The organism is Rudaea sp. (assembly GCF_036383415.1).
In the GTDB taxonomy this organism is placed as follows: Bacteria; Pseudomonadota; Gammaproteobacteria; order Xanthomonadales; family Rhodanobacteraceae; genus Rudaea.
This window is the reverse complement of sequence record NZ_DASVOK010000499.1, coordinates 1-17,984: the sequence shown is the minus strand read 5'-3', so window position 1 is coordinate 17,984 and position 17,984 is coordinate 1. Positions and strand designations below refer to the sequence as shown.

The 17,984-nt window shown below is 63.0% G+C and carries 14 protein-coding genes; 2 read left to right on the top strand and 12 right to left on the bottom strand.

What is annotated here, in order from left to right:
- Window positions 1-191 precede the first annotated feature (191 nt).
- Window positions 192-1,733 (bottom strand): hypothetical protein, encoded by a 1,542-nt coding sequence (locus VF497_RS18150; RefSeq protein WP_330891412.1) that lies wholly within the window; start codon window positions 1,731-1,733, stop codon window positions 192-194.
- Window positions 1,734-1,797: 64 nt separating this feature from the next.
- Between VF497_RS18150 and pyrF the strand changes: the two genes are divergently transcribed.
- Window positions 1,798-2,637, top strand: a complete 840-nt coding sequence (gene pyrF, locus VF497_RS18145) for an orotidine-5'-phosphate decarboxylase (protein ID WP_330891410.1) — start codon at window positions 1,798-1,800, stop codon at window positions 2,635-2,637.
- A 4-nt stretch (window positions 2,638-2,641) separates the two neighbouring features.
- Window positions 2,642-4,537, top strand: coding sequence for a glycosyltransferase (locus VF497_RS18140; protein ID WP_330891409.1), 1,896 nt, complete (start codon window positions 2,642-2,644; stop codon window positions 4,535-4,537).
- Here VF497_RS18140 and VF497_RS18135 read toward each other — a convergent pair.
- The 11 genes from VF497_RS18135 to VF497_RS18085 all read right to left on the bottom strand — a co-directional run bounded on the left by VF497_RS18135 (window position 4,496) and on the right by VF497_RS18085 (window position 17,833).
- Entirely contained in the window at window positions 4,496-5,419 is a 924-nt protein-coding gene (locus tag VF497_RS18135) for a glycosyltransferase family 2 protein (protein WP_330891407.1), read from the bottom strand. The two genes, VF497_RS18140 and VF497_RS18135, sit on opposite strands and share 42 nt — an antisense overlap.
- A 13-nt stretch (window positions 5,420-5,432) precedes the next feature.
- On the bottom strand, window positions 5,433-7,289 hold the full coding sequence (locus VF497_RS18130) for a hypothetical protein (RefSeq protein WP_330891405.1): 1,857 nt from the start codon (window positions 7,287-7,289) through the stop codon (window positions 5,433-5,435).
- A gap of 55 nt (window positions 7,290-7,344) precedes the next feature.
- Window positions 7,345-8,238 carry a class I SAM-dependent methyltransferase gene (locus VF497_RS18125; protein ID WP_330891403.1) on the bottom strand — a complete coding sequence of 298 codons (894 nt, stop codon included), beginning with the start codon at window positions 8,236-8,238 and terminating at the stop codon, window positions 7,345-7,347.
- On the bottom strand, window positions 8,235-9,512 hold the full coding sequence (locus VF497_RS18120; RefSeq protein ID WP_330891401.1) for an ABC transporter ATP-binding protein: 1,278 nt from the start codon (window positions 9,510-9,512) through the stop codon (window positions 8,235-8,237). The genes VF497_RS18125 and VF497_RS18120 overlap by 4 nt, the downstream gene beginning before the upstream one ends.
- Window positions 9,509-10,288 carry an ABC transporter permease gene (locus tag VF497_RS18115; RefSeq protein ID WP_330891399.1) on the bottom strand — a complete coding sequence of 260 codons (780 nt, stop codon included), beginning with the start codon at window positions 10,286-10,288 and terminating at the stop codon, window positions 9,509-9,511. The genes VF497_RS18120 and VF497_RS18115 overlap by 4 nt, the downstream gene beginning before the upstream one ends.
- Before the next feature lie 125 nt (window positions 10,289-10,413).
- The gene (locus tag VF497_RS18110) at window positions 10,414-11,352 is read right to left on the bottom strand and encodes a peptidylprolyl isomerase (RefSeq protein ID WP_330891396.1); all 939 of its coding nucleotides are present in this window, start codon (window positions 11,350-11,352) and stop codon (window positions 10,414-10,416) included.
- A 118-nt stretch (window positions 11,353-11,470) separates the two neighbouring features.
- Complete coding sequence (locus VF497_RS18105) at window positions 11,471-12,301, bottom strand: hypothetical protein (RefSeq protein ID WP_330891394.1); 831 nt, start codon at window positions 12,299-12,301, stop codon at window positions 11,471-11,473.
- A gap of 397 nt (window positions 12,302-12,698) precedes the next feature.
- Complete coding sequence (locus VF497_RS18100) at window positions 12,699-14,213, bottom strand: hypothetical protein (RefSeq protein ID WP_330891392.1); 1,515 nt, start codon at window positions 14,211-14,213, stop codon at window positions 12,699-12,701.
- 282 nt (window positions 14,214-14,495) lie between these two features.
- Window positions 14,496-15,059: a hypothetical protein gene (locus VF497_RS18095; RefSeq protein WP_330891390.1), complete on the bottom strand. Its 564-nt coding sequence runs from the start codon at window positions 15,057-15,059 to the stop codon at window positions 14,496-14,498.
- Complete coding sequence (gene gspD, locus VF497_RS18090) at window positions 15,056-17,413, bottom strand: type II secretion system secretin GspD (protein ID WP_330891388.1); 2,358 nt, start codon at window positions 17,411-17,413, stop codon at window positions 15,056-15,058. The genes VF497_RS18095 and gspD overlap by 4 nt, the downstream gene beginning before the upstream one ends.
- 45 nt (window positions 17,414-17,458) lie before the next feature.
- Window positions 17,459-17,833, bottom strand: a complete 375-nt coding sequence (locus tag VF497_RS18085; RefSeq protein WP_330891386.1) for a hypothetical protein — start codon at window positions 17,831-17,833, stop codon at window positions 17,459-17,461.
- Window positions 17,834-17,984: the final 151 nt, after the last annotated feature.

The window sequence follows — 17,984 nt, the reverse complement described above, 5'->3', positions numbered from 1 at the left end:
TCGAAGGCGACTCGCACGTCGAGTTCTTCGCCGGCAACTACAAGGAATACGAGGAAGACAAGAAGCGTCGCCTCGGCGAGGAAGCGGCGAAGCCGCACCGGATCAAGTACCGCAAGCTGGCGTAAGAGCCGAAACCCCGGGGACCTGCAGCATCGTCATTTCCGCCTCCGCGGGAATGACGGCCTGCAAGCCTAATCGACAAAGATCAGCGCGGCGCTGCCGCGCGCTACGGGTACCGTCACGGTCGCGTCCCCGACTGCCAACGACTCGACCTGCCTTGGCACCCAAAGGCCACGCGCATCGACTTGACCGCCGGCAAGGGTCACGTCGTGCACGTTGTCGATCGCCGGTGCAGTCAAACGCCACAGCCCGACCGACTTTGCCTCGCGGCCGAGAGCGATACGCACGTTCGCGTCACGCGCGCGATCCTTGTTGAACACGGCGATCGCGTGACGGTTGCGGCGTCTGTTGAATTCCGCAGCGTATGCCGTAACGTTCACGCCATTCGATTTCAATGTCGTTTCGACGAAGCGCGCGCCGTTTGCAGCGAATTGCTTGGCGAGCAGCAACCCGTAATACAGCGGCCGTGCGTAGAAACCGGCCCCGGCATCGCCGGCGATCGCGGTGTAGCGTCCGCTGATGCCGTCGATGCGCGATTTGTAATTGCCCTCGCCCAAGGCCGGATGACGCACGCGGTCGAGCGAGATTTCCAGCGCAGCCAGCGGCCCGCCGTGGAACTGCACGCCGCTCGCGCCGGCTTGCGCGCTGGCAAGCGCGAAATCGCCTCCCCACAAAGCCGAAGCCAGCGTATTGCTTACACCGAGCTTGCCGCCGTTCCAGTACGAATTGACCTCGCTCAGATGGAGCGGCAAGTTGCGCTTGCTGCCCGCTTCGACGATGCGCCTCACTTCGTCGAAGAACTTCCCGTCACCGGAAAGCAGGTCGGCGATGCTCGTCGTCGCCTCATCGGCTCCGCCGCGATAGTAGTGCCGCGACAGCGCCGCGATGCCGTCCACCTCGGCAGCGAAGCGCAGCACCCAGTCCGTATTTGCGCCCGTATCGGGGCCGGCGAGCCTCACGCCGGGAACCGCCGCGCGCACGGCACGCGCCGTGCGCTTCCACAGCGCCAGATATTCGTCGAAGGAATTGTATTTTCCTGCAGCGTTCCTGAAGCCGTTCGGCTCGTTGCCCATCTGGATCGCGAGCAGGCGATCGCCCAGACGTCGATGCACGTCGGCCGCCAGTTGCGCGGCCATCTCGGGACGATCGATCTTGAGATTGACGCCGAAGATCACTTGCCATCCGGTCGCGCGCGCGAACTGTGCGAGATCGTCGATCTGCGCCGGAGTGATCGTGAAGCGACGCTTGGGCTTGGCATCGCCCGCGCTTTCCTCCGCCGGCAGCTCGCCGTGGTACTCGCTCCACACGGCGAAGTCGCTGGTGTTGCCGCCGATGCGTAAAATGCCTTGCGGGCTCAGGCCGCGGAAGTAGCCAATCAGATCGGCATTGCGTGCAGAAAACAGGTCCGTGTCGATCAGGTGACGAGTCTCGTAGGACAGGCCGATCAGATGCGGCGATATTTCGCGCCCCTGCGCAGCCGGCGCCAGCGTCAACTCGACCTCGCTCGGTGCATCGGCGGCGCGCAACCAAGCGGGCGCAAGCGCCGCCGCGCCGACCATGCCGGCGCTCGCAACGAGTCCGCGCCGGCGCATATCGATGATTTCACGCTGCATCTGCTCTCCGGATCGAGCCCGGCGGTTCGAGTAAAATACAAGGCCGGATGCGAAGGACAGTGTAATGCATTTTACTGATGCACTCGCGATGCGCTGGCGGAATGCAAATTCGCTGGTCTGCGTCGGACTCGATCCCGAGCCCGCGCGCTTTCCCGCGCACCTGCGCGGGCGTCCCGACGCGATGTTCGAATTCTGCCGGCAGATCATCGACGCGACCGCCGACCTCGTCTGCTGTTTCAAGCCGCAGATCGCTCACTTCGCCGCGCTGCGCGCCGAGGATGTGCTCGAGCGGTTGATCGCGCACATCCATGCGGCGCATCCCGGCGTCCCCGTCATCCTCGACGCCAAGCGCGGCGACATCGGTTCGACCGCGCAGCACTATGCGAGCGAAGCGTTCGAGCGCTACAACGCCGATGCGGTCACGCTGAACCCCTATCTCGGTCGCGATTCGGTGCAGCCGTTCCTCGATCGCGCCGACAGGGGCGTGATCCTGCTCTGCCACACCTCCAATCCCGGCGCGGCGGACCTGCAGGAACTTATCGTGCGCGGCGCGGATGGGGGCGAGCTGCCGCTGTACCAGCACGTTGCAAGCATGATTTCGCGCGACTGGAACGCGAACGGCAACTGCGCCCTCGTCGTCGGCGCGACCTGGCCCGAACAGCTCGCCCAGGTGCGCGCGCTCGTCGGCGACATGCCGATTCTGGTGCCCGGCGTGGGCGCGCAGGGCGGCGACGCCGAAGCGGTCGTGCGCAACGGCGCCACGCGCAACGGCGACGGGCTGATCATCAGTTCGTCGCGCGCGATTCTCTATGCCAGCGCAGGTGAAGATTTCGCGGATGCCGCGCGCAAAGCGGCACAGTCGTTGCGCGACGAAACGAATCGGTATCGCAACGCGGCGAAATAGTGGCATGACGAATGCGGTGCAACCACTGGTCTCGATCCTGATCCGCAGCATGGATCGGCCGACGCTGACGCGCGCGCTCGACTCGGCCGCGGCACAGACCTGGCCCAATCTCGAGATCGTCGTCGTCGCAGCCAACGGCGCCGCGCACCGACCCTTGCCGGATGAATGGAAAGGTCGCCCGCTGCGCCTCGTCCGTCCGCAGCCCGACCGGCACCTGGCACGGCCCGAGGCGGCGAATGCGGCGCTCGAAGCGGCACGAGGCGAATGGCTCAATTTTCTCGACGACGATGACGAGCTGCTGCCGAACCACGTATCGACGCTGCTTGCCGCGTCACGCGCGAACGGCGAGCGCGTCGTGTTCTCGCGCACACGCGTCGTCGATGCGCAGGGCCGCACGCTCGGCCACGTCAGCAATGCCGGCAACCACGTGCAGTTGTATTTCCACAGCCGCGCGACCACCTGCGCGTTGCTGTTCCAGCGCAGCCTGGTCGATGAAGGCGTGTGCTTCGATCCCGACTTCGCCGTGCACGAAGACCACGATTTCCAGATCAACTGCGCGACGCGCAGCGAATTCCGCTTTGTCGACGAGGCCACCTGCCTGTGGCATGCGCAGGCCGGCGACTCGGGTTGCGGCTTCGGCGCGAACGAGGATGTTTCGCAGCGCGAGCGAAGCGTGCAGCAGATCCGGCGCAAATGGGATGCGGTCTTCCGTTGCTGGCTGGCCGACGTCGATGCGGTGCTGTGGGCAGGTCAGCGATATCTGCAAGGCGGCGACTTTACGGCGGCGCGCGCCTGTTTCGATCAAGCCCTGCACTTGCGACCGGACAATGCACAGGCTAAGCGAGGCATTGCCGCGACCATCGCGAGTCAAGGAACCGCGATGCAGAAAGCCGTGCCGGCACAGGCCGCAAAAAAGGCGTCGCCGCTCGTGTCAATTCTGATACGCAGCATGGATCGTCCCACGCTCGAGCGCGCGCTCGATTCGGCCGCTACGCAGACCTGGCCGCACGTCGAAATCGTCGTAGTCGCCGCGTGCGGCAGCCGTCATCGGACCTTGCCACAAACCTGGAAAGGACGTCCTCTTCGATTGATTTACCCGGACCCAGACCGCACGCTGCCTCGCCCCGATGCCGCCAATGCCGCACTCGAGGCAGCGCGTGGGGAGTGGTTGAATTTCCTCGACGACGACGACGAGCTGTTGCCGGAACATGTTGCCACGCTGATGTCCGCGCCGCGCACGTCCACAGCCCGCGTCGTCTACGCGCGTGCGCGCGTGCACGACGCCTCGGGCAAGCCGCTTGGCCGAGTCGGATTCGCCAGCTTCCCTGTTCAGTTGTATTACCAGAATCGCTCGCATCCGGCCGCAACCTTGTTTCACTGCAGTCTCATCGAGGAGGGCGCGTGCTTCGATTCCGACTATCCGGTCTATGAAGACCATGACTTCTTTATCAACTGCGCCACGCGCTGCGATTTCCAGTTCGTCGATGCGGTCACTTGCATCTGGAACGCTTTCATCGGCGACTCTGGAGCAGGCCACGGCGATAATTCGAACGAGGCCCAGCGCGAACTGTTCTACGCCAAACTGCATCGCAAGTGGGCTGCGTTCTTCCAGCCGTTGCTCGACCAGCCGGAAACGCTGATTTTCGTCGGTCAGCAATACTTGCGCGAAAAGGATCCGCACAAGGCACTCGACTACCTCGAACGCGCGCTCGCAGCGCGCCCCGGCGACATCAATGCGCTCAATCTTGCCGGCTTGGCGAATCTTCACTCGGAGAATTTCGACCGCGCCGAGGCATTGCTGACCCAAGCACTGCGCCAGTTGCCCGAACATGCGGGTCTGCGCGAGAACCTGGCTCTGCTACGGCGCGCGCGTGACGCCGCGCCAGCGCCAAAGCAATAACGGCAGCCTGACGGCGAACGCCGTCCAGATTCCGCACCAGACGAGAATTCGCAGCACGGGATTGCGCGCCGCCGGATCGAATTTGCTGAACCAGCGCCACATGCCGCGGTGTTTGTGCCAAGCGACAAAGACCTGGCGATGTCGGCTCGACCCGCCACGGGCGTGGACGACACGCACGTCGTTGGCGCAGACGACGCGCCAGCCCGCATCGCGCACGCGACGGCACAGGTCGAGATCTTCGCAGTGCAGGAAGTAGCCCTCGTCGAATCCGCCGAGGCGATCGAACACGGGGCGCGGCATTAGCATCAACGCCCCAGATACCGCGTCGACCGGCTCGACCGCCGGATCGCTTTCGTTCGCGGCCATTTCCACACCAGCGAACATCGGCCAACGCGAAGCGAACCGCGCGATCCCGAACGCACTCATCAGAGCGCGGCGCAGCAGTGGATCGCGGCGACGCGAGGCGGGATCGATGCCCCCATCCAGGCCGGCTTGCAATACGCCGACCAGACCGATGCCCGCATCGGAGCCGAGCACCGTGCGCAGCCGCGCGATCGTGTCGTCTTCAATCAAACAGTCCGGATTGAGCAACAGCAGCGCATCGCCGCGGGCCACGGCCGCACCACGATTGCAGGCCGCGCCGAAACCGAGGTTGCTGTCGTTGCGCAGGATTCGCACCAACGGATCCCGGGCGAAACGCGCGGCGAGGCGTTCCACGCTGCCGTCACGCGAATCGTTGTCGACGACGATGATTTCGACGGGCGCCGCGCTGCGCAAGACGCGCTCGATACTTTCGCCCACACCCATGCCGCTGTCCGCGGTGACGATGACGATGCTGGTGAGGCCACTCGGAGCGGACGGGCGTTCGCGGAGGTCGCTCACAGGCAGGAGGCTGCTACAGAGTGCCGAGCAATTTTTCGCCCTGCTCGGCTGCATGACGCCAGAGCGCGGGCCAATGCTCAAGCGCATCGGCCATGCTGTTCATCTCGCTGGCGAGAGCCTTGGCACAACCGGCGGCGTCGATGTCTTCCGGCCACTCGGCCAGACGCGGTGGCGCCTTCGCAAGCAGCGCCTTGGCATTGCTTTCCACGATCGCACGTGCGTCTGCCTGCCAATACACCGGGGCTTCGGTCGCCGCCTCGATCTGGTGCTGCATGCGGTCGATCAGGTCAGCGCGGATAAAGCTCATGTACTCGCGCAAGTTGGATATCCGCTCCGCCTCCGTCGCCCCCGAGAGATCACGCAAAACGTCGGCAAGAAGATGCAGGCGCTGGCCTGGATCGGATGACTTATACAGGCCGAACTGCCGGTGTACGTAGTCGCGCAGAAACATGTTGACGCGGGGGACAAAAGCACCGCGCGTCAGGCCGGAACGGAGTCGCTGGCTCTCTTGCACGTGCCCGATTGCCTCGGGCAATTCGAGGACGATTGCGTCGGGATCCGCGTAGCGAGCCAGCGCACTCCACAAGCTGTCCTCGCCGCGGCCGAGCGAATTCGTGCACGGCAACAACCGGCTATTGTCGAAGGTGAACGGCGTGAAGCCGGTGACTTCCTTTGCCTGCGCCTGCGCAACACCGAACCAGACATGCTGCGCTTCGGTGTTGCGCAGATAGCTAGCCCGCTCACGCCAGAATTCCTCACGGCTGCGGCCTTCGAGACGATAGAGCCACAGGCCGTTCTCGGTACGCGCACTGCCGTAGGTGCCCACTTGGGTGGCGATGACGCGCGAAGGCTCGTTGAGGAGTTCGAGCCGGGACAGATTCATCCCGCGCAACGCCTGACGTGACAAGGGGTAGGCGCTGCGCGTCAAGGTACCGAGCATCTGTCCACAGGCATCGAGGTGCAATGCGAACGGATCCTGATCGACGTCTTCGCCGTATCCGAACGCCTCCTCCATATTGGCCAGGAACGCCGCTTCCATCGGCGGCGACGGGTTCGGATCGAGGCCAGCCTGCGCGAACGGCGGCCGCTTGAGGCTCAGGCGCAGGTCGTCGTCGAGCAACGCGAAGCGCGAGCCGGCCGAAAGCAGCAAGGCCATGTTCCAGCCGCGGCCGCCGCCGAAACGCTGCGTGCCCGCGCCCTTGTCGCGCACGAGCAGGTTCTGGATCGTCGCCTTGGACTGCGGGAATTCGCGTGCCAGCTTGTCGACGATCTTGGTACGCTCGGCATGACCGATATAGTGCACCTTGCAGCCGGTCGTGCGTGCGAACTCGCGCAGCAGATCGCGCTGCTCGTTGATGCTCGCCTGCAGCACCGAATCGTCGAGCAGCACATAGCGGCGGCCCGCACGGAAGCGGCGCTCGTATTCGGCGAGCGAGGTCAGGAGGTGGGCGAGCTGTTGCGGCCGGTCGCAGGCGCGAATGAACACGGCGCGCATCGGTGCCTGGGCGATCGCGGACGAGGTGCCCAGACGCTCGACGAAGCCGGCGTCGGAGATGAGCAGCTGGCGCTGGACGAGGCTTTCGAGCACGCGTTTTACGTCGTCGCGCTTGCTCGCGAGCGCCGGCTGGGTCGACTGGATGCGGGCAACGTGCTCGTCGAGCGTGCGGAACTCGCGGCACTGGTCCATCGCCTGCAGGACCTGGAAGGTCATCACGTGCGGCTCGCCCGTGCGCCGGATCTGGAAGATGCATTCCTGGCTCGACAGCGAGGCGACCATGCCGTCTTCGGACGCGTAGGTCGGCGCGTTCGGATCGGCCTTCGGCGCCGCGGCGTTAAGCGGCGGCAGGGTGTAGTTGAATTGGTAGCTCAAGGGATTGCCTGAAAGAAAAGAGATGCCCGTGGCACGGTCGTCGCGCCTGCGCCAGCTACGATTTTGTCGCAGCCTGCAGGCGCTCAACCTCGGCGCGCAGCGTTTCGATCTGCGTTTCGAGTTCGACGATGCGTCCGCCCGCAGCGATGTTCTTGCGCACTTCGTGGTTGTAGTGCGCATATACCGATTCGGCACGGTCGCCAAACAGCGCCAGCCGCGGCAACTCGCCCAACGGCCGGCGCGAGCACACCGCGATGAAATACAGCGGGTCGTATTGCAGGCCGGATTTTATCAAAGTCGAGCCGTCGGCGGCCGCTTCGGCGGTCTTTGCAGCGATTCCGGAAACAGGAAACCCGCCTTCATCGAGCGCCCAGATCGCGGACTGGAACAGCAGTTTTTGTCCATACAGGCGCACTTCGGGGAAATGCGTCTTGAGCAGGGCCAGCAGTTCGTCGCGATACAGCTCGCGCACGTGGAATTCGTTGCGAAAGCCGGTGATGTCGCTGTAAGTGCGCTTGTCGGGCGAGGAGACGATGAAAACACCGTCGTCGCCGAGGACGCGCGCGAAGCCGGCAACCATCGCTTCCTGGGCCGCGACATGTTCGAGCGTCTCGATCGAGACGACAAGATCAACGCTCGCAGCGGGCAGGTCGAGCTGCGTGCAATCGCCCTGGACATAACGCAGGTTCGCAGCGCCACCGTAGCGCGCCTGTGCGTGTGCGACTGCCTGCGCGGACACATCGAGGCCGATAACCGAGCGTGCGGTGCGCGCAAGCAAGGCGCTGCCGAAGCCCTCACCGCAGGCGGCGTCGAGCACGCGCCTGTCGCGTGCAAAGTCCAGGGCGAAGGCATAACGCGCCCAGTGCTCATACCAGATCTCGCGCACGCACTCGGGGGTGAAGCGCTCGCCGGTGAATTCCAAGGCCGGTGCGGAGGGCGAAGTCGTCATGACGAACTCGAAGGAGCGGAATCGACGCCATTTTGCGCCACAGCCTGCGCAGACGCATCGCTCCAGCGGTGATGCAGTCGGACCAGGCCGAACTCACGCGTGTTGCCGCGCACGACGATACCGCGCTCGATCGTGTCGAACAGACGCACGCCTTCGGTGTCCATCGGATGCGCCTTGACCGTGTAGGCGCCCGGCAACAGGGAGAGATCATCGAATACGATCTCGGCGACCCAGGTATGCGCGTCAAGACGCTGCGGCGCGACGCTGTCCATCTCGCTGCTGACGCCGTACACCGCCGTGCCGTCCGCGCGCGCGATGCCGAAGGCCACCGTCGGCGTGCGGCCGTCGCGCGAGCGTACGCGCGCGGTCAGGCGCAATGTGTCGCCGTGGTTGAGGAATACGGGCGTTTCCTGCTCCATGTCGTTGGCAGCGAGGCCGAGCAGGTGGAACTCGACGCCCTGCGTCGCGATGATGCCGCGATCCGGCGCCGCGGCTGATTTACGCTCGTGGTAGGCCAGATAAGCCTGGGTCACGTCGAACACGTCACCGGCAGCGGCCACTTCGCCCTGGCGCAGCCAGAGCGCGTGCCGACAAAGCTTCTGGATGTGGTACATGCTGTGCGAGACGAGAATCAGCGTGCCGCCGTGGGCGAGATAGTCTTCCATCCAGCGCACGCATTTCTTCTGGAACGATTCGTCGCCGACCGCGAGCACCTCGTCGGTGATCAGCAGATCCGGCCTGAGCGCGGCAACGATCGCGAAACCGAGGCGCACGACCATGCCCGAGGAATAATGCTTCACCGGCTCGTCGATGTAGCGGCCGATGTCGGCGAAGTCGATGATCTGCGGCAGCTTCTCGCGCAACTCGTCGGCGCCAAGCCCATACAGTGCCGCTGACATGGCGACGTTGTCACGACCGGTGTATTCGGGATGGAAACCGGCGCCTAGTTCGAGCAGCGCGCCGACCCGGCCGCGCACCTCGACGCTGCCCGTCGTCGGCGTGAGCACGCCGGTAAGCAGCTTGAGCAGGGTCGACTTGCCGGCGCCGTTCTCGCCGATCAGGCCGAGCGACTCGCCACGCGCAACGTCGAGATTCACCCCGCGCAACACCGGCACCGAGTCGATGTCGTCGACGCCGATCAGCAATTTGCCCAGCGCGCGCAGGCGATCGCGCCGGCGAAACACCTTCGGATAGGACTTGCCGAGATCGCGCGCCAGTGCGAGCAAATCTCCGCCCTGCGTCGCGACAGGGGTCTCGTTGCGCGCCGTGCTCACAGGAAATCCTCGAAGCGCGGATCGAGCCGGCGGAACACGGCGTAGCCGAGCGCAAGGACCGCGAGCGCCAGCGCGAGCGCACCGAGCTGCGCGCCGCTACCGACCGTGCCGATGCCGAGCAACTCGGCGCGCAGATACTCGGGATAGAACGTGAACGGATTCCAGTCGAGCCACGAGCGAAAGCGCTCGGGCAGGAATTCACGCGAGTACAGCACCGGCGCGGTGAACATCATCAGCGGCAGCACCTGCCCGAGCACCTGGGAAAGATCACGCACGAACACCTGCACCGCGGCGAACAGATAGCCGAAACCCAGTGCGAGCACGAATAACAGGGCGAACGCGAACAGGGCCAGCGGCAGGTGCGCGAGCTGCAATCGAATACCGAGCAGCTCGACCACAATCACGACGACGATGAAACCCACGCCGTGCAGCAGGAAGCTCGCACTGCTCGCGGCGAACACAAGCGCACCGCGCGGGAACGCGACCTTGCCGATCAAACCGGCATTGTCCTGGATCGCCGTCGCCGAACGCATCACCGCCTCGCTGAACGCGTTCCACGGCCAGACGCCGAGCGCGAGGAACGGCACAATGGCCGCCGGCGAGACTTCGTCCCCCGGTAGGCGCATCTTGAACACGTAGGTCCAGACGAAACCGTAAATCGCGAGCTGGATCAGCGGCTGCAACAACGCCCAAAGGCCGCCACTGACGCTGCCGAGATAACGGTTGCGCAATTCGCGGCGGATGAAATGGACCGCGATGGCCGTGGACTTTCCCACTCGTTGTCGCTGAAGCGCGTCCGATGTCATGTCGCCGAAGGGGGCCTGCAGTACGGTCCCCAATTGTATGCGAGCGTGGCGTCGGTGTTCGCGCCAGAGGCGACTTGGCTGCAGCTCAATGCCAATTATTTGTTCGATTCTGCGGACTTGACTGCCTCGCTGATACTGGGCATCGCTCCCAGCTTATAGCGTTCTTGCAAAGCCTCCATGCCTTGCGAGTTGACGCTCGGCCTGCCCTCATCCAGTTTGGCAAAAAAGGTCTTGCGCTGTTCGGCGACGTAGTTCTCCTTGAGCTTGGCGACCAGCTGATCCTTGACTGCGACGAATTCCTGCGGCTTCGCAGGCGTCCGCTGAATCAACTTCAGCACATGGTAGCCATACGAAGTCTTGACCACTGGCGAAATCTCGTCGACTTTCGTCAGCTTCTTCGCGGCTGCAGTGAATTCGCCCACCAGCTTGGCAGACGTTGCGTCGCGAATTTGCCCCTGATTGCTCGCCTTCGAAGGGTCTTCCGAATATTTCTGCACGAGCTGGTCGAATGCGCGAGGATCAGCCATCGCTTCCGAGCGAACCTTCTCCGCCAATGCCTTGGCGTCGGCGTCGCTGCGGCCTTTTTCCGAAATCAGCACGTGCTGCACGTCGACAATTTCGGGGACGACATAGTCGGTCTTGTGCGCCAGATATTGCTCCTTTGCCGCGACTTCCATCGAGGGGACTTGGAGCGACGCCTCATAGGCATTCACCCGTCTGCGGGACAAAATCCGGTCGCGGGCAAAGGCGATTTCGGCCTGCACGTGCGGGTCCTGGTCGAGCTTCATCGCCACAGCCTGGTTCGCCAGTTGTTTGTCGCGCAGAATGCCGATGAGCATCTGCTGCACACGAGCAGAACTACTGAGATAGCCTTCCCTCTGATTCTCGGGCATCTGCTGCAGGAAGCCATCGACGTCCGCCAACGTCACCGTGGTATCGCCCTGCTTGACGATTTCCGTGTCATCACCCGCGTAGGCTGCACCCACCAGGCCGGCCAGCGCCAGCATCGTGCCAAAAATCTTCTTTAGCGTCATGTCTTCTCTTCTGCCTAAAAGCAAAGGCCGGAATTATCCGGCCTTTGAAATTGATTGAACAACCCTGCCTGCCGCTTCGAGAAGCCCTCGCCAGAGGCGAGGGCTCTACGAAACAGTCTTACCTGTACAGCGTGTACGACACCGTCGAGTTGCCGCAGGTGCCGGGCCCGCTGTTGTAGCACAGGCTGTCGCCGTTGATGTTCGTATCGGCGAAGTTGATGAAGTAGGTCGTTCCCACCGTCACCTGGCAGGTCGTCGACGAGGTGCTGATGTACAAGCTGTTCGACGCATTGGCGTTCTGGACGCAGATCGCACCTGCGCTGCCACGCGTGAGCGCACCGGGCATCGTGCTCAGCGAGATCGTGCCGCCGTCGCCGTAGCTGGTATTGGCCACCAGCTGGAACGCGCCGCTCACCTGGGGCGTGAATGCCAGCGCGACATAGTAGCCCGACTGGATCGTGAAGGTCGGCGAGTAGCCGGCATACTTGTAGGCAGGGAACGATGAATTACCCAGAACCGTGCCGAGATCGGTCAATGCGTTGTTGTAGGCAATGGAGCTCGGCATGATGTTGACTGCGCCGCTGCACTGCCGCTTGAGCGTGATTCCGTTCAAAGGCGTACTCAGCTGAGTGGCATCACAGCCCGTATTGACTGGGGGGACCGGATTGACCTGCAGTGACACGGATCCCGGCGATACCAAAACCGAGGTGTAGCCGCTGGTGCTGGTCGTACACGTCGGCGTGAAGGTGAAAGATCCTTGAGTGGTCGGCGTGCTGAGCGCGAACGTACCGCTTCCGGTGATGCTGCCGGCCGAAGTGACCGTGAAGCCGTTGGTCGGATTGAGCGTACAGGTGACCGTGGCCGCCGGCGTATTGTTCGTCACGCTGACGACCGGCGCCGCTGCGTTCGAGCCGAGCGTATAGGTTGTCGGGCTGATCGAGATGGACACGCTCGCGGTGGACGGCGGCGGGGTACCCGTAGAGCAGCTATCCGTGCCGTTGGGAATCGTAATCGAATTCGACGTCGAATTGTAAATGAGCGTCGATCCCGAAATCGTGCAACCCGTGCTGCCGACCGAGATGCTTACCGGCGAGCTATAGGTCGTGGTCGTGGTGGTTTGGGCAAACGCCGGGGAAGCCAGCAGCATTGCTGTGCCGGCCAAGAATAGTTTGTTCAGCATATTGTGTACTCCAATTTCCGCAAGGCTGGATATCGACAACGTATTAGGACGAGGGGTTCCGGACGGCACCACCAATCCTTTATTTGTTCACAAAACCTGTAAAAGCCAAAGGGGAGCACAAAGTGCTCCCCTTTGCTTGAAACACTACATTCGACGATTCGCTCTATTACGAGCAAGCGCTCGTCGTCGTACCCAACGCGCAGGTGCGATGCAGCTTGTGACGGAACAGCGCCGAGTAGTTCGACAGCACGCCACCGACGTTGCCGTTGACCAGATTGGCAACCCAGAAGCCCGTGACCGGCAGGCCGCGGAACACGTTGGACGCGCCGACGGTACCATCGGTGTAGGCTGCCGGCAGGACGTGATTCGCCGCGCTCTTGCCGTACAGGTCGATCACGGCCCAGCCGTTGTTCGCACCGGCCGGCGGGGAGATGTTGGCCGTCAGGTTGGAACCCAGCACCGCGCTGGCACCCGTGGCAATACCCGGCTGGTTGAACGTAACCACCTGCGCCTCGTAGCACAGCGAGGCACCCTGCTGGACCTTGGCCGGCGAGAAGCCGATCGTGCCCGACGTGGTGCGCTCTTCGCGGTCATAGATGCCAATGCCGATCGGCGCACACGAAACGCCCTTCGAGAACAGCTTGTCGAACGGAGCCAGATGGCCGGCAGCGGCGCTGGCGGAATCGACGTAGAAACGCTTGGTCGGGAACGTGATGACCCACTCGGAGTTGGCCGCGGTACCGCCTGCGGTCCAGTACTCGTTGAAGATCTTGTCGGCCATGAACAGCGAGCTGACCGCATCGACGCCCGAGCTGTAGCTCGTGGTGATCAGCGTCGGGATGGTCGAGCTCGGGCTCGGCGCAAACACGTAGCTCACCTTCGAAGTGGCGCTGGAGATGTTCGGCGACAGAGAACCCGGAGCCGTGTGATGCGAGAACGCATCCGAGTAGAACTGGTCGATCGCATCAGCGTTATAGCCGGCAATCGTACCCTGGTTGACGTTGATGATCGCACCCGAGCCGAACAGGCCACCGGAGGTTGCGGCCATGTCGGTCGTCGGATCGCCGCCGCTGGTGATATCCCAGTAACCGCCATTCCACGCGTTGACGACCTGGCTGCAGTCAGCCGGGATGCCGGCGGTAGAGCCGGAGGTCGCGTGAGTGATCGCCTTCAGGCTATCCTGGGCAGCGTTGGTCACCGTACCCATTTCGATCAGCTCGACGTAACCTTCGAGCGTACGCGAAACACCGGTCGGGCCGCCGTCGGCCGCGGTGTCACCCGTGCCGTCGTAAGCGTAGGTCAGGAACGGCTGAGCGGTCGCCAGGCTCGTCGGGAGCGCCGGCACCGTGCAGCTGTTGTCGTTGGTGAACACGCCCGCGCCCGCGCCAACCGGCACGACAGCTGCCGTCCAGACGTCCTGCGGCGAGAGGTACAGGTTGAAGTCGAGGACTTCGCGGCTGTCGTAGGCTTCGAGGAAGCGAACCTTGACGGCCTTGCCTTGGGGGGTCGTATTAACGACCGTCAGCAGCGTGTTGTTGCCGCCGTTGACAGTGTAATACGGATAGATGAGGACCTGACCCAGACCGTCATTGTTCAGATAGACGGCGCTGGCCATGTTGGAAATGCCAGCAACACCGGCGATACCGGCGATGACGGCAGTCGTAAGACTGGTTCTTTTCATTACTAAACTCCTTTCGGTCACAGGGCTTATGTTTTTGCTGGCCCGCCCATTCTGGCCCCCGCTTTATCAGCAAGGAGTCTCAACGAGGCCAAGCAACAGCACTTCAAGTCTACGACATCCAATTTGTCAACGCAACTCCCCGCAAAGACTATTTCCGAAGCCCATCGGCCGACCTTTTCGTTTACCCGGGACATCACTGCACGCGCGCTTTCTGCACGGCTCACGTGGCGAGAAAAACGTCGAGAAACAATAAGGTACGCAAGAATTTCGGTCGCCAGCAATTCATTGCTTGTGCCCATCTTTTGGGTCGGCGCCAGCGGCAGCCGGAGGAGCGGCATCCTTGGCGGGCTCCGGCGCAAGAGTCGACGCCGGCGCCGCGGGGGAAGCTGCCTGATCGACGACATTTTTCGCGTCGATTTTCGAATCCGGAAGGAAAAACCATTGCCCGTCGCTACGCACCCATTTCTCGACAACGGGCGCAGGATATTCCATGTCGCTCGGTCTCTGTATGACCGCGCCGGGCAGTATCGCCACGACGGTGAGTTTTGCCGTGCAGATGTCCGACTCGCACTGCACCGAGTCGACCTTCGCGGATTTCCACTGCATTCGCGCGGTGGCGATGAAGGCCACATACTGTTCAAGCGTGTGGGTGGAGCGATATCCTGGACTGAGGTAGTCGTACGCCTTCACCGCATGTTTGCCGGCGAGAAGATCCCAGCGCTCGACCGCCCTCTGCCCGACGAGTTCCGCCGAATCCTTGCTGCCGCAGCCTGCGGTCAGCAGTAGCAACAAGCCGATGCCGCTGGCGAGAAAGAGGGTCTTGATTCTGCTCATGTCGATGCTCACTGCTTGGATTTTTCAGGGGATGCCGGCGCAGCGGAAGGCGCGGGGGTGACGACGGCTCCGCTGGCATCGTCCGGCACCGCGCCGGCTTTCTGCATCTTCTGCTTGGCGCGCAGCGGCGCCAGCGATTCGAACTTGTCCTGATACTCCTGGGTAATTACCTGGGCATCCTCGGAGTTGTAGATCACGCGCGGCGTGATCAGCACGATGATCTCCGTGCGCGTGCGCGAATTGTTCGAACTCTTGAACAGATTGCCGACCACGGGCACGCTGCTGAGGAACGGCACTCCGGTATTGCCGGTCGTGTTGTCTTCACGGATCAAACCGCCGAGCAAGACTGTTTGCCCGCTCTGCACGGCAACCTGGGTGTTCAGGCTGCGCTGGCTGATCGGTGGGTTGCCACCGGGCGTCGAAGCACTGCCCGGAGTAGTGATTTCCTGCGCCACATCCATGTAGACCAGACCGCCCGGATTGACTCGCGGCGTGATCTGCAGGGTCGTGCCCGTGCTGACGTACTGGGTCGAACCGATGGTGTTGTTTACCGCGGTGCCGTTGGTTGAAACCGTGCCCAAGCCGTTGTACGAAACCGTCTGGATCGGAATCTGATCGCCGACCGTGATGCTGGACTGCTGGTTGTTGAGAACCACCACCGAAGGAGCGGAGAGAGTCTTCGCCACGCCGTCCGTCTGCAGAGCATTCAGCGCCACCTGGAAATTTTTGGTCACCAGAGAATAAAACATCCCGCCAGAAGTACTCGGGCTTGCAGTGCCGCCCCCGCCGAGCGAGAAGCGATGCCGATCGGCGACATTGCCTTGATAGCCGGAGCCGTAGTCGTAACCGGTGCCGGAACCCGAAGCGCCGCCGCCGTTGTTGTTGATCAAACCGGCGAACCACCACTGCACGCCATAGTTGAGCGCGCCGGTCAACTTCACTTCAAGCACCTTGGCCTCGATCTGCACCTGCAATGGCGGCACATCAAGACGATGGATCGCGGCCAGGATCGAGTCGTATTCGCCCGGCGTCGCCATCACGAGCAGTTGGTTGTTCTCCTCGATCGCGGTGATGCGGATGTCGGTTTCCTTGTTACCGCCTGCGAGCGGCGTGCCGGTTCCGGTCGTCGAGAGATTCGGCGTCGCCGGGCGCGGCTGGTTGTTGATGCTCATCGCACCGCTGCCGATGCCGCTCGACAAACCGCCACCGATCGAGCTTCCGCGCAGTCCGGGCGCAGTGCCACCCGAGGTGCTCCGGCTCGTCGTGCCGCTGCTCTTGCCGGTGAAGATCGCATTCAAGTGGTCGGACAGCTCCACCGACTTGACGTTCTTCACGTCGTAGACATAGAGCTGGGTGCCGTTCTCGCCGACACCGAGATCGAGGCGGTAGATCCACTCCTGCGCGCGCTTGAGGTAGTCCGGCTGCGGGGTGATGACGACGATCGAATTGGTCGCCTCCATCGGGATGAAGCGGAACATGCCGGCAAGCGGTGTGTCGGCCTTCTCGCCGAACATCTTGTCGAGTTCGGGCATGAGCTTGCCGACATCCATGTTGCGCAGGCCGACCACACCGACCGACATGCCCTTGAGCCAGTCGACGTCGAACACGTTGATCGTGTGCTCGTAGCTCTGCAGCTCGAACGCGGTACCGGCGAGCACGATCATCGCGCGCGCATTGTCGGCGGAAACGATCGCATCCGGCTTGGCGTAGGGCTTGAGCAGCTTCTGCATTTCGCTCGGCGAGATGTACTTGAGCGGGAATACGCGCACCTGATAGCCGGGCACGGCCTTGACCGAATACAGACCAGGACTGAGGCTGCCGGCAATCGCGTCTTTGACCGGCACGACTTCGTACCGACCCTGCTTGCGCACGAGGGCGTTGTTTGTCCACGCCAGCAGCATCTCGAGGATCGGCATGGCCTGATCGATCGACACCGGCTTGGAGCTCGAGAACGTGACGTTGCCGGTGACCGTCGGCGACACCGTGTAGTTTTCGTTGAGCAGGCCACCCAGGATGTTCTGCACCACTGCCTGGATCGGCAGATTCTCGAAGTTGAAGGTGATTTCGCCCGAGCCGGCGGCTGCCGACTTGGATACGGGGGCCGCGGCGGCTTCGTAGTTGATCAGCCGTCCGCTGCCGGGCGTCAGCGTGGAGTCGGTACGCGGCTTGCTGCCTGCGCCCTGCTTGATCGTGATCGGCTTCGACTCATCCGGGGCGTGATACGGTGGCGGCGGCGGCACGGGTTTTTCCGTGCTCAATTCCGCGGTCACCGCATCCTGTTTGACGCCGGGCAGATTGGCGCAGCCGGCAAACAATACGGGCGCCGCGAACAGGATCCCGAGGAAGGGACGAAAAGATAGGTTCACTTAGCACTCCTTACAAACGGCAAACTCGCAAACGGAAAACCGCTTTCATTGACCGTTGTTGCTTTCAGGCTGATTCTGCAATTGTGCCGCCCTTTGCTCCAGCTCGCGTTTGACCGCGTCCGCCTGCTTTGCACTGGTTTCGAGGAATTTTTGCCGTTCTGCGTCACCGGCAGGATCCTTGCCGGGCGGCAGCGGAGCAAATGGAATAGACGATGCGGGCCGAGCAATGGTCGGCGGCGGCAAAGGGGCTGACACCGCCTTGGGCGGCAACGCGTCCGGCGGCGGTGGAGGTGTCGCATCTTCTTGGGTCGCGGTCTCTACTGCGGACGTTTTGGATGATGGCGGCTTGGATCGACCACAACCAACCAGCAAGAGTGCCAGTGAGATGAACAGGCTCAAAAACAGCGATTTCATGGACATTGCTTCATACCTTTGAATCGAATCATTGCTGCTGTGCAGGCTGGGCCGCCTCGGCCGGTGGCGCCTGTGGTTGCTGCTGTTGCTGCTGTTGCTGCTCGCGTATCTGCTGGCGACGCGCATCGATGCGCTGCTGCAGATCCGCTGCCGCCGC